The 12462-nt window shown below is 69.7% G+C and carries 10 protein-coding genes and 4 pseudogenes; 9 read left to right on the top strand and 5 right to left on the bottom strand.

What is annotated here, in order from left to right; translation table 11 throughout:
• Positions 1-207: 207 nt before the first annotated feature.
• A pseudogene (locus ACWDNY_RS30180) lies at positions 208-399 on the bottom strand (hypothetical protein); the annotation flags it as partial.
• Between the two features lie 2 nt (positions 400-401).
• Here ACWDNY_RS30180 and ACWDNY_RS30175 point away from each other — a divergent pair.
• Positions 402-564 (top strand): annotated as a pseudogene (locus ACWDNY_RS30175) (transposase); the annotation flags it as partial.
• An 11-nt stretch (positions 565-575) separates the two neighbouring features.
• Here the strand turns inward: ACWDNY_RS30175 and ACWDNY_RS30170 are convergent.
• Positions 576-983 (bottom strand): annotated as a pseudogene (locus ACWDNY_RS30170) (transposase); the annotation flags it as partial.
• A 354-nt stretch (positions 984-1337) separates the two neighbouring features.
• Here ACWDNY_RS30170 and ACWDNY_RS30165 point away from each other — a divergent pair.
• The 6 genes from ACWDNY_RS30165 to ACWDNY_RS30140 all read left to right on the top strand — a co-directional run bounded on the left by ACWDNY_RS30165 (position 1338) and on the right by ACWDNY_RS30140 (position 7569).
• Positions 1338-2546, top strand: coding sequence for a helix-turn-helix domain-containing protein (locus ACWDNY_RS30165; protein WP_451648990.1), 1209 nt, complete (start codon positions 1338-1340; stop codon positions 2544-2546).
• Entirely contained in the window at positions 2533-2841 is a 309-nt protein-coding gene (locus ACWDNY_RS30160; protein WP_451648989.1) for a DUF397 domain-containing protein, read from the top strand. Before ACWDNY_RS30165 ends, ACWDNY_RS30160 begins: the two co-directional genes overlap by 14 nt.
• Before the next feature lie 145 nt (positions 2842-2986).
• Positions 2987-5926 (top strand): AfsR/SARP family transcriptional regulator, encoded by a 2940-nt coding sequence (locus ACWDNY_RS30155; RefSeq protein ID WP_451648988.1) that lies wholly within the window; start codon positions 2987-2989, stop codon positions 5924-5926.
• 144 nt (positions 5927-6070) lie between these two features.
• Positions 6071-6415 (top strand): STAS domain-containing protein, encoded by a 345-nt coding sequence (locus ACWDNY_RS30150; RefSeq protein ID WP_451648987.1) that lies wholly within the window; start codon positions 6071-6073, stop codon positions 6413-6415.
• On the top strand, positions 6412-7371 hold the full coding sequence (locus tag ACWDNY_RS30145) for an anti-sigma factor RsbA family regulatory protein (RefSeq protein WP_451648986.1): 960 nt from the start codon (positions 6412-6414) through the stop codon (positions 7369-7371). The genes ACWDNY_RS30150 and ACWDNY_RS30145 overlap by 4 nt, the downstream gene beginning before the upstream one ends.
• Before the next feature lie 72 nt (positions 7372-7443).
• Positions 7444-7569, top strand: a complete 126-nt coding sequence (locus ACWDNY_RS30140; protein ID WP_451648985.1) for a hypothetical protein — start codon at positions 7444-7446, stop codon at positions 7567-7569.
• Here the strand turns inward: ACWDNY_RS30140 and ACWDNY_RS30135 are convergent, their stop codons facing one another.
• Positions 7570-8223, bottom strand: a complete 654-nt coding sequence (locus ACWDNY_RS30135; RefSeq protein WP_451648984.1) for a hypothetical protein — start codon at positions 8221-8223, stop codon at positions 7570-7572.
• A 689-nt stretch (positions 8224-8912) separates the two neighbouring features.
• Between ACWDNY_RS30135 and ACWDNY_RS30130 the strand changes: the two genes are divergently transcribed.
• Positions 8913-9068, top strand: a complete 156-nt coding sequence (locus ACWDNY_RS30130) for a hypothetical protein (RefSeq protein ID WP_451648991.1) — start codon at positions 8913-8915, stop codon at positions 9066-9068.
• 433 nt (positions 9069-9501) lie between these two features.
• Here the strand turns inward: ACWDNY_RS30130 and ACWDNY_RS30125 are convergent, their stop codons facing one another.
• Entirely contained in the window at positions 9502-9933 is a 432-nt protein-coding gene (locus ACWDNY_RS30125; protein ID WP_451648983.1) for a peptidase M23, read from the bottom strand.
• Between the two features lie 1212 nt (positions 9934-11145).
• Between ACWDNY_RS30125 and ACWDNY_RS30120 the strand changes: the two genes are divergently transcribed.
• Complete coding sequence (locus tag ACWDNY_RS30120; RefSeq protein ID WP_451648981.1) at positions 11146-12087, top strand: BlaI/MecI/CopY family transcriptional regulator; 942 nt, start codon at positions 11146-11148, stop codon at positions 12085-12087.
• Between the two features lie 300 nt (positions 12088-12387).
• Here ACWDNY_RS30120 and ACWDNY_RS30115 read toward each other — a convergent pair.
• A pseudogene (locus ACWDNY_RS30115) lies at positions 12388-12462 on the bottom strand (transglycosylase SLT domain-containing protein); the annotation flags it as partial.

Raw genomic sequence — 12462 nt, 5'->3', positions numbered from 1 at the left:
TTCGCGATCTCCCAAAGTCCCTCCGGAACAATCCAACTCCATGTACCCCGCCCCATACCGAGGTCAACGACGCCTCACCACGTAGGACACGGTCTCAAGGCACAGGGCCCGCGGTAAGGCCGAGTTGATCCGCGCGAGAAGCCAGGAAGCCACTCGCGCCTCACAGCCGGTTGGCAACAGGCGGGGGCTGCGATGAACGAGATGAAGCTACGCCTCCAGGGACAGCCCGGCGTCGTCGGCCAGGGCCTGGAGGGCGGCCCTGCTGCTGTCGTCGATCTCGATGTCGGCCATGAGACGAGTATGCCGCGCCGGGCCCTGCCCGGAGCGCGCCGGGCTGCTGAAGCCGGGCCGGTCGTAGCCGAGGTGCGGCATGCGGCTGGTCGCGGCTGTCGGTGCCGTACGGACGAAGTCCCGCTGACCGGGGCAGAAACGGCAGCCAGCATCACCTGATCACCGACGCCACCGGCATACCGCTCGCCGCCACACTGACCGGCGGGAACCGGAACGACGTCACCCAAGCTGATCCCTCTGCTCCAGGCCGTGCCGCCCGTGCGAGGCAAGCGCGCCGTGGCCAAGGTCCTACGGGGCCCGTGCGATCCCACGGTCTTGGCTCCCCCTTTTGACGCGCGGATGTGGGAGCCGTCGACCGCAGCCCGGGACAAGTCCAGGGCGTTCGCACTGCGGAGCTCGGCGAGGAGGACCTCGTGCAGCCGGGGCCACAGCCCCGCGTCGGACCACTCGGCCAAGCGGCGCCAGCAGGTCGTGCCGGAGCCGAAACCGAGTTCCTGCGGCAGGTGCTCCCAGGCGATCCCGGTGTGGAGCACGAACAGGATGCCCTGGAACACCAGCCGGTCCGGATGCCGCTTGCGACTGGGATGCCGAGTCCGGCGCTCCACCCTCGGCAGCAGCGGCTCGATCACCGCCCACAGTTCGTCGTCGACTTCCCACGGCTTCGGCCGCGCCACCCCGCACCTCCGGATCATCGGTCCCGGAGTGATCCAACCACCTCGAAGATCGTTTCGTTCTCTGCACCCTTGATTGTTTCCTGGGCCTCGACCGCCCGGACCGCCTCCGCCTCACCCCGTTGAGCCTTCCTTCGCTCGGTGAGTCTTCCTCGCCAGAGTTGCGGTAGAGGGCAAGGGAGAGCGGTGGAGCCTGAGTCCGGGCGGGTGAGGGATCCCGCGCCAGTAACGCCAGGACTCGACCGGAACCCCGTCCGGTCCTGCTCCCGAGCACCGGTCCTACCGGTTCCTACCGCCGGTATACCGCTGCTCTCCCGCTCACGGGCACGGTGAACGGGTAATCGCCGCCTCCACAGGCGGTCTTGAGGAGGACCAGTGACCGGCGTTATGAACGACAACGGCCAGGGTGCGTCCGACCGGCCGGACGGCAGCCTCTACCGGTGGGACATCCACCACGTCTCCAACAGCCGGCACCAGCACGGGCCGTGCGGTACCTGCGTGACCGAGGACAGCGCACGCGCCTGCATCGAGGCGGCGCTGGCCGCCGCAGTCGGCCCGGACGTCTACGCCTGGGGGCTGCTCAGCCGCGTGTCCCCCGCGACGGAGGCCGGGACGACACACGCCGGGACGATGGGGACGGACCCGTCGTGGAGCCGCACGCCCGTCGCGTGGGCCGCACCCGGACCGGGCGGAACAGTTGCCTGGCTGTCCCACGGCGGTCGGCCACTCGTCGCGGTGCAGGGGGGCGAGACGTCGGCGGCGTCCGCGGAGAGCATCTCGTCACTGCTGTGCCGGTTCGGTCGTGAGGTCCGGCGGTACAGGCTCACCGTCGGACTCACCCAGGCGGAGTTCGCCGATTCCGTGGACTGCACCGAGACGACGGCCGGACGCATCGAGAATGCCCAGCAGATGCCGTCGTACGACTTCGCTCAACGGGCGGACCGGCTCCTGGGTGCCGATGGCGCGCTGGTGAAACTGTGGCCGTTGCTCATCCGGTCCGCATATCCGGACTGGTTCTGGCATGTCATCGAGCTGGAACAGCGAGCCGGCTTCATCCAGGAATTCGAGTCCGTTGCCATTCCTGGCCTGTTGCAGACAGAGGCGTACGCGCGCGCCATCTTCACCGCCGCCCACCCTGTCGCCCCGAAACTGCAGATCGATCAGTTCGTGGCCGCCCGTATCGACCGGCAGCGCATCCTCACCAGAGTCGAACCACCCCAGGTCATGGTGACCCTCGACGAAGGCGTCCTGCGCCGCTGCATCGGCGGGAGTCGCGTCATGAGCGAGCAGCTCGGGCATCTCCTGGAGCGCGCCGACCTGCCCAAGGTCCACCTCCAAGTGATCCCGTTCAACGTCCGGCAACACCCCGGTGGCATGACGCCCTTCCGCCTCATGGGATTCCGGGAAGGCACAGACGTCCTGTACGGGGAGACGTTCATCGGCGGGCAGACAACCGTCGACCCCGCCCAGATCCAGCAGCACAAGCTGGCTTTCAACCTGATCCAGTCCGAGGCACTCTCCCGAGACGACTCACGGGTCCTGATACGCGACATGAAAGAGGAATTGGACCGTGCACGCCACTGAACGGCCCTGGCGCAGGAGCAGCTACAGCATGGGAAACGGTGGCAATTGTGTCGAGGTGGCGGACGACGCCCACACCGTCGGCGCGCCCGCCGTCGACGTGCGCGACAGCAAGGTTCCCGACGGGCCGGTGCTCAGGCTCCCCAGGGAACAGTGGCAGGCCTTCGTCGCAGGTCTCAAGGTGCTCAAAGGCCTTGAAGGGCCCAAAGGTTCCGAAGGCCTCCGACGCCGTCGTAGAGTTCACGCGGGTACGCGTGCGGCCTTGCCTCTCACGGGAGTTCGAGCCGAGAATTCGTGATCCGCGCGTTCCGCGTCACCGTCGCCCCGGAGAGGGACACCACATGGTTGGCCAGGCCCGATCAGCCGGTCGGCGCCCGCGTACTGCCGCGCGACCGGCGTGCGTCCGACACTGTCGGGCCGGGTGACGGCGTACGGTGCGTGACATGCGGTATCGGATACTTGGGCCGCTCGAGCTCTGGCGCGACGGTCAGGAGGTTCCCCTCGCGCCGGCCAAGTGGCGCATGCTCCTGGCGGTGCTCCTCTGCGACGCGAACCAGGTGGTGTCCACCGACCGGCTGATCGCGGAGTTATGGGGCGACCGGCCTCCGCAGAGCGTGAACAAGCTGCTGCAGGGCTATGTCTCGCGGGTACGGCGCGCGCTGGGCGACGAGGCGGGTGAGCTGCTGGTGACGCATGTGCACGGTTACCGCGCCCACGGGTACCGGCTCGTCGTGGCACCGGACGAGGTCGACTCCCACCGGTTCGTCGAACTGGTGAAGCGGGGCGGACAGGAACTCGGCCGGAACTCGGCCGATGCGGCCGCCGCGCTGCTCGGCGAGGCGCTGGACCTGTGGCGCGACGTTCCGTTCGCCGACGTGCCGCCGACACCCGCCGTGGAGGCGGAGGCCTCACGCCTGACGGCGAGTTATACGCAGGCGCGGGAGTTCCGTATCGAAGCGCAGGTGCGGCTCGGCCGCCATGAGGCCGTGCTGAACGAACTCGAGGCACTGATCGCCGAACATCCGCTCCGGGAAGCCATGCGGGGCCAGTTCATGCTGGCGCTGTACCGGTCGGGCCGGCAGGCGGACGCCCTGGCCGCCTACCGGCAACTGCGCCACCGTCTGGCCGAGGAACTGGGCATCGAGCCGAGCCCGTCCCTCCAGCAGCTCCACCAGCGGATCCTCACCGCCGACGCGTCCCTGCTTCTCGGACCCGAACCCGGACCCAAGCCGGAAGCCCGGGCTGAACCCAGGACCGGGCCCGTCCCCGAGCCCGTCACCGCTCCCGGACCAGCCGACCGTGCCCCCGAAACCGACCCCGCTCCGTCCGGCCGCGCACGCCCGGACCGTACCCGACAGGACCGCGCACTCGCCGGCCGTACGGAGACCGCGGCAGGCATACCCGCCCTGGTCCCCCGAGAACTTCCCCACCTCGGCAGCGCCTTCGTCGGCCGCGCCGGCGAGAGTTCCGTACTGCGCAAGGTGCTGGACCGCGCCGACGACGGGCATGTGGCGATCGCCGCGATCGACGGGACCGGTGGCGTGGGCAAGTCGGCTCTGGCGATCCACACGGCCCATCAGCTCGCCGACCGCTTCCCGGACGGCCAGTTCTACGTCGATCTGCACGGAGCCACCGTCGGCCTGACGCCCCTGGAACCGGGTGACGTGCTCGGCCGGTTCCTCAGCACGCTGGGGCTGCCGCAAGTGGCCATCCCCACCAACCCCGACGAGGCGGCCGCCACGTTCCGCTCCATGGTCGCCGACCGCCGCATCCTCGTGGTGCTCGACAACGCCGCCGGTGTGGAGCAGGTCCGCCCGCTGCTCCCCGCCGGTCCCGGCTGCGCCGTACTGATCACCAGCCGCGAGATGCTCACCGCTCTGGAGGGCGCCACACACCTCCACCTCGGCGTCCTGTTCCACGACCAGGCGATGGGACTGCTGGAACGGCTCCTCGGCCCGGAGCGGGTGGCCGCCGACGCGGAGGCGGCGGACGCGATCATCAGGATGTGCGGCGGCCTTCCCCTGGCCCTGAGGATCGTCGGCGCCAGGCTGGCCGCCCGCCCCAGCTGGCCCCTGAGCGCGTTCGTCGAGCGGCTGACCGACGCCCAGGGGCGGCTCGACGAAATCTGTGTCGGCGACGTGTCCGTACGGGCCAGCTTCCACGCGAGCTATCACGCCATCTGCCACGGCGACAATCCCACCGACCAGGCCGCGGCCCGCGCCTTCCGGCTCCTCGGGGTCGCGCCGGGGTCCAGCATGAGTCTGCCGGCGGCGGCCGCCCTGCTCGGCGTGCCGACCGGTCCGGCCGAGGACGCGCTCGAACGGCTGGTGGACGCGCATCTGCTGAACAGCCCCGCTCCGGCCCGCTACCAGATGCACGACCTGCTCCGCCTGTTCGCACGTGAACAGGTGTGGGCGGAGGAGCCCGAGGCGGAGCGCGAACGGGCTCTGGAGCGCGTACTTCGTTTCTACCTCGCCGCCACGCAACAGGCCGTGGCCTTCCTGGAGGTGCCGCCCTACTTCGACCGTCGCGCGCAGGATCACGTGTCCGCGGGCATGGCCGGCACGCCGGGTCTCCCGACGGCGCGCATCAGGGACCAGAGAGAGGCCGAGGCATGGCTGATCACCGAGCGCGCGAACCTGATTGCCACTGTCCTGGACGCCCTCACGCAGTCCGACTCGACGGCGCGCCTCGCTGTGCGGCTGACGGAATTGCTGCAGTGGTACCTCTACCCGTACGCCCGCGCCCGGGAGTTGTGGACCCTGGGCGAGGCGGCCGTGCGTAGCGCCCGGCGTCTCGGCGACCGGGAGAGCGAGGCCTGGGCGCTGCACAACCTGTCGGCGGTGTACTGGCTGCACCGCCAGTTCGACAGAATGCGGCAGTGCCTGGAGTCGGCGCTCGTCATTTGGCGTGAGACAGGCGACCGCGAGGGCGAACGGCGCTCCCTGCACAACCTCGCGGACGCGCTGACGGAGATGCAGTCGTACGAGGAGTCCGTGGCCGTGCGGACCCGGCAACTCGACCTCGCGCGCGAGGCCGGCGACCGTACGGCCCAGGTGGCCGGCCTGGGCGACCTCGGCCGTGCGTACCGCGGTCTGGGTCGCTTCGAGGACGCCCTGACCTGCTTCGAGGAGAGTTTCCAGCACGCGCGGAAGATCGGTGACAGCAGCCTGCAGAGCTTCGCCCTCCACGAGATCAGCGCCCTCTGCTTCGAACAGGGCAGGAACCAGGAGGCACATGAGTATCTGGAACGCGCCGGGATCCTCGGCGGGGGACACCTCACGACGTACGTCAGCTGGCGCGGCCACGCGTGGAGCGCGTTCTTCCCCGCCTGTCTCAGCCTGCGGATCGGCCCGGACACGATCGGACCGCCGCCGCTGTGACGGGAGCCGGGCTGTGGGGGTGCCGGACATCGGTTGTCACGGGCCCGCGCGTGCGACTGGTCTACCGCCGCTATACCGGTGGCGTACACAGTCGGTCAGGACTGCAGGATTTCACGATCACCGTCCCAGGACTCGGCAGGTCTCATGGAAGTCATAGCACCAAGCGAAGACCGCATTCTGCGGATCACCCCGACCGACGATCCGCCCGGCCTCCGGCTGGCCGGTGAACTCGACGCGACGCGGCACGGCGAGCTCTCCGAGGCGCTGTCCTCGCACGTGGCCGAGGAGGGTGACGTCCGGCTCGACCTGGCCGGACTGACCTTCATCGACCTCGGCGCGCTCAGCCTGCTGACGAGCTTCGTGGAGAGCCGCGGTGGCGCCCTCCGGCTCGTCCTGGACAATCTGTCGCCCGCGCTGGGGAACCTCATCGAGACAGTGGGTTGGGAACGCCTGCCGGGGCTCGTGCAGGGGCAGAGGGGGACTTCATGACGACCGGGACACGTGCCGATCATCCGGTGGCCGACGGCCGGCAGGTCGACCACACGGTCCGGCACCAGGCGCTGCTCTACGGCGACGAGCGGGAGTTCCTCGCGGGCACACTTCCCCACGTCCGCGAGGGCATCGAAGCCGGCGCCCCGACGTTCGTGGTGACACCGGGCAACGAGGCCGAGGCACTGCGCGACTCGCTCGGGCAGGACGCCCAGGCCGTGCAGTTCATCGATCCCGCGGACGTCTACACGAACCCCGTCCGGGCCATGGCCGCGATGACCGCCGTCGCCAAGTCGCTGGGTCCACGCCCGGCGTGGGTGGTGGCGTCGGACGACTGGAGCCGATACCGGGACGCGATCGAGTGGGTGCGCTACGACTCGATCTTCAACCTGAGCTTCGCCGATGTGCCCTTCCGCAGTTGCTGCTGCTACAACACCGCGGTCCTGTCGTCCGACGCCATCGCACTCGTACGCCAGACCCACCCGAAGATCCTGGAGGGTGACGTACTGCGGGACAACCCGCAGTACCGGGAACCCGAGGATTTCGTCGGCGACCTCGACCGGCTGCCTCTCACGCCTCCCCCGCAGCCGGCCGCGACGATGCGCATCCTTCCCACCGAACTGCACGCCGTTCGGGCGTTCGTCGCCGACCAGGCGAAGCGCTGCGGGCTGTCGGCCGATGCGCTGCACAACCTGCTCGTCGCCGTGACCGAGGTGGCCACCAACGCAATCCGCCACGGCGACGCCCCGGTGACGCTGCGCACCTGGCCCGACGACGGCCTGATCTGCGAGATCACCGATTCCGGCAACTGGCAGCCCGAGGAGTTCATCAGTTGGCAGCCGCCCGAGTCCGCGGTGGACTCCGGCTTCGGACTCTGGGGGGTCGGGATGCTCTGCGACACCGTGCAGGTGCGGACGGGATCGAACGGGACGACGGTACGGCTGCGGAGCGCCTGAGCGGCGGGAGCGCCGCGTCGAGCGGGTGTCCTGACGGCTTCCGGATCCCTGCGCGCGGAAGGCCGTCCGACCTTGGCAGGAGCCAGGTCGGACGCCCTTCCGGTGGTGTCCGGCCAGTGGCGCCACCGAGATCTTGGTGGAGCGCCGGGCCCGGTGCTGGTGGATCTGCGGATCGTCGGCGACCTGGTCGAGATCTAATCACTCCAGGGTCAACCGGGTCACATCGGGCATGTCCCGGATCGCCTCCTTGTCGTCGGCCCTGGCCAGCCCGCTCTCCACAAGCAGCCGCAACCATCTGTCCCGGTATCGGCCGCGCCGGTCACGTTTCGTGACAATGCCCGGTCCGATCATGGCTGCGACAAGCTGCGGGTAGGCCGACCCGAGGACAAAGCGGTCGAAGAACGTGACGATGTCGTTCGCGAACACCAGGACGTCGATCGTTTCGTCCCGGTGCTTGTACAGGTGGATGTAGTCGTCGATGTCGTAGTAGTAGACGTCCCCGTCGTCCAGGTCCAGCCATATGCAGGAGCCGCACTCGATGTCCTCCGGGGCGCGGTGGCGCTCGCAGCCGATGGCCAGGGGACTGCCCAGTGGGCAGTGCGGAACGGTCGCCCGGGCCGCCCACGCGGCTGGGCCCTGGACCTCGTCGGGCTGAAAGAAGTGGAAGTAGTCGGCGCCCAGCCGCGAGAAGAGGCCGAACACCTCGGTGACCCCCTGCGGCAGTTCCGGAAGGGGCTCCGGGTTCCTCGCCCCCTCGATGATCACCCCGAAGCCGTGCTCGGCCTCCACCTGTCTGATCAGCTCGAGCTTGGAGCGAATCCGCTCCAGCCCTTCCCGGCGGACCTCGTCCATCGGACATCCCCCTGTTCTCGTCATCTCGGCGTGAGGAGCAGGGCGGAGTGAGGAGCATGCTGAGCCGGGTAGCCGTCTACCCAGACATCCACGCGAGTGCTCCCCGCCCCGGCGGCGGTCTCGCCGGGCCGGATGTGTGCGCCACCGACCGTATCGTGCTCACCGATGACATCACGGCCGGCCCACGTCGGCCCGGGTCCTCCATCGGCGCTGCCACGTAGCCTGACTTGATGATCTGTCAAGCAGATCAGGCCTGCGGGTACCACCACGACATCACGTAATTACCGAACTTTTCGACGTGATGTCGTTGAGCCCTGACGATGTGTGATCGTCGCGGTGTGCCAGTTGTGTGGGATACCCGCAGGGTGGTGGGCTGACGCCTGAACGGCAGGCGTTTCGCGAGCGGATCCGGCTGGAGGCCGCGGAGCGATTTGCTGCGCGTGCCCCCGACGTCGAGGTCGCCAAGGACTTAGGGCGCCGGCTGGGGATGCGGCGGCGGGCTGCGTCTCGGCGGCCCGGGAGACTGGTGGTGACGCGCAGGAGTCCGCTGAGGCGGCCGTCGGTCTCCTCAATGCCCATGCCGACGTCGATGAACGGTACGTCGTGGGCTTCGAGCCAGTCGACCATCGAAGGCGCCCTCGGCCTCCTGCTGAACGCCGGGAAAGCAGCCGGTTCCTCTCGCCGACTCCATGGCGGACCCGAACATCCGCGAGCAGACGCGCAAGAACATGGACGCGGTGGGCATCCCTCCGGCGGCGGTCGCCCGCGCGGTGGCCTTCGCCATCGAGCAGCCCGGTGACGTCGAGATCGGCGAGATCAACGTCCGCCCCACCGTCCAGGCGTGACACTTGCCGTCACTGGTCAAGTGAGACGGCCGCCAGCCGCTTGCACAACGCCACTGTCCGGCCGGGCGTCCCGATGATCCCAAGCTCAGCACCGGCCGGGAGCCCGGCCTGGCGCAGGCGCGGTGGCGTTCGGCCGGCGCGGTGGCGGGAGACGCCTGCCGGCTGTGCACCGCGCGGCGCGGTGCGGGCGGTGCGGTATCTGCCGCGTTGGGAGCGGGTGTGTGGCCGGCACGGCCGGTGGCTGCTGGACGCGGACGCCGACCAGCCGCTGGAACACCTCGACCTGCGCGGTGTCCCGGAGGCGGCTGCGGCGCAGCGGCGGTGGACGGGGGCGGCGCGCCATGCAGGGCGGGCCGCTCGGCGTGCGGGCCGGAGACACGAAGTCTCCGGCCCGCGGTCAGGCACGAGGTGGAACGACCGTGCGGCTCTGCGGTCAGGCGCAGTCGGGGACACCGTCGATCTTGTGTCCGCCCTGGATGTAGATGTTGCTGACCCATCCACCGGGGACGGACCCGTTCGGGTCGAGGAAGGTCCACCAGTCGTTCGTGGTCCCCTCGGCGGTGACCGACTGCCCCCGCTTCTGGCAGGTGGCCTGACCGGCGACCTTGGTGACGCGGCCCAGCAGACGGCAGCTGCTGGACGGGTAGTTCATGCAGTTGTTGGCCGACTCGTAAGCACGGACGGCCACGCCGGTCCCCCAGACGTACACCGCCACGGTGGCTGCGGCACGGGACGTTGCGGGTGCCACGGACGCGGTGGGCGTGGGCGCCGGGGCCGCGCTCGCGGAGCCTGCCGGGATCACGACACCCACGACGGACGCGGCTGAGACGGCGGCAGCGGCCAGGGAGAGTCTCTTGAGACGCATGGTGCTCCTAGGTCAGTGACTGATGCAAGGAGGGCACGTGCGAAGAGCGGTGAGCAAGTGGCGCATTGACGCGCAAGCATGCGCATCGTAGGACTGGTGCGCATTCAACTGACAGCGTCGACGGAAACGTTGACCCGATTCCGTCCGTCCGGCGGCGTCAACGCTGGTGGACGCCGCACATGTCCCGCGCAGTGGCTGAAAGACAGCGGGGTGATGCGGCAAGCGCTCGCGTCCGGCAGATGCTGTCGCCGCCGGGCCCTCTTGCGGCGGGTGTGGGCCTCGCCGCTGGTCGCGGCTTCTCCTGCAGGCGCAATCCGTCCACGACCGGCATGGCAGACTGCGCCTCACGCCGTCGCGCTCGCCGGCCGCAACCCGGGCGCCCACACCGGAACGTGGCCACGCCCTGCGCGCGCCGACCGCGCCGAGGCGAAGCAGGCGATGTGAGGAGGTGACGTGACGCGGTCAGAGCTTCCGTTTTCGCGTCACGTCACCTCACAGCGCATCTTGCTACGGGCCCCGCCGCGGCGTGGTGATGACCGCTGTGACGATGCCGCCCACGGCGGTGATGACGGCAGCGATGATGGCTCCATGTCTCCCCCTCGCTGAAGTGCGCCGAGTCGCGCGGCACACACCATCGCACCTCCATATGGCCTCCCACGAATACGCGTTTTCCCACGTCGGCAGGGTGTCCAGGACTGTTTGAGGCGGTGGTTCCTCACAGAATCGTCGGCTGTTCCTGCACAGAAACCTGCAGGGAAACCTGCGACGCCTGAACGTCGGTGAGATGGCCAGCAGCGAGCTCCCGCCCGGCGCCCGGAGTGCCCCATCACTTTTCGCTCCCGCCCGGCGCCCGGAGTGCCCCATCACTTTTCGCCGCCGCCCCCTGGCACCTTTCGGGGCCGTCCGGGACGGTGAACGCGGGCCCGCATCGGCGGATGGCCTAGGAAATCCACGTCGCAGGACACGCAGCCACAGCAGTGCGCACCCCAAGCCCCTCTGAGATGGCACCGCACGGCAACTGGCGACGAGGCAACACACGAGTGCCCCGGTGACATCACCGGGGCACGTCCCGTCGCGCCGGTGACCGTGGGGACAGGCAGCGCGCCGGTCTCCACGGTCACCGCAAGGGTGGTGACCGCGCGGAAGAGCCACCTTCGCTCTGTCACAGTGACTAGCATCCGGCAGCAACAACCAGGTACAAGGAGTGTGGTCGTGGCCGACGAGCCCGCGAAGACCCCCATCCAGAACAAGTACGCCCAGCAGTACGCCGACGACCTCGCTACCAACCGCAAGGAGCAGAGCGAGGTCACCGCTCAAATCGCCGGTCTGCAGGAGCGCCTGGATCAACTCAAGGCGGAGGAAGCCTGGTTGACCCAGGCGCAGAGCAGCTTGCCTGGAGCCCCGGTGTCGAACGCACCCGAGGCGCAACCGGCCACCGGGGCGGCCGAAGTTCCGCAGGGGGCCCCGGCCGAGCAGGCCGACACCTCCGCACCGGCCGAGGAGGCCGCCGATGCGGCCCCGTCCGTCCCACAGCAGCGGCGGGACCAGTCGGTCAAGGAGGCACCACCCAAGCAGCCTGCCAGGAAGACGGCCGCAGCCAAGAAGACTGCACCGGCGAAGAAGTCCACGGGCAGGAAGGCCGCCGAGAAGGTTACCGCCGGGACCACGGCAGAGAAGGCCACGGCAAAGCCGGTGAAGAACGCCGCCGTGAAGGAGGCCGCCGTGAAGAAGGCGTCGGCCGAACCGGTGAAGAAGGCCACCGCGAAGAAGACGTCGGCCGAGAAGGTCCCGGCTCAGCAGGCCGCCGCCGCACAAGCGCCGGCGGGAAGGGCTGGGACCGCGGAGAAGTCGGGGCCGCCGCTGTGGCAGCTCATCCTGGACATCCTGCGCAAGACCTCGGGGCAGCCGTGCGTGGCCCGTGAGGTCCACGACCAGCTCGCGCAGGACCATCCCAGTCGGAAGACATCCGCCCAGACGGTGCGCAACAACCTGCAGACCCTCGTCCAGAAGGGCCTCGCCGAGAAGTCGCGCCAGCAGGGAAGCGTGATGTACACCGCGTACGCAGACGCTGAGGCGAATGCGGCGCCCGCCGCGGACGGCGAGGTCGGGCAGGCTCCCGAGGGAGTGGCCGAGAAGGTTGTGGCGGCGGTCTGATCTCCGCTGCGCCCGCCCGGGCACCCGCGACGGCCGGCAGGCCGAGCGCTCCAGGTGCCCGGGCAGCGACACGGCGCGCGGCGATGGCCCCAGCCCCCGGACCGGCGGCCACGTCGCTCAGCTCGGCGCGTGCTCTCAGGACAGCGGCGGCCTGCACGTAGACCGCCGCGGCGATGGCTGGCGGGGCGGAGGCGTCTCGTAGCAGCGCCGCCCGTCCGGCGGGCGGTCACTGGCAGTCGGAGGTGTGCGGGTGGCGGCGCCGGCGGGATCCCGCCCATACGGTGACGAACGCCGGGTGGCTCAGTACGCGGAGTTGACGTTGTCGATGGAGCCGTAGCGGTGGGCGGCGTAGTTGGCGGCGGCGGTGATGTTGGC

The sequence above is a fragment of the Streptomyces sp. NPDC003697 genome (genome assembly GCF_053587115.1).
Note: the sequence above shows the minus strand (reverse complement) of the source record. Positions and strands in the feature narration are given on the sequence as shown.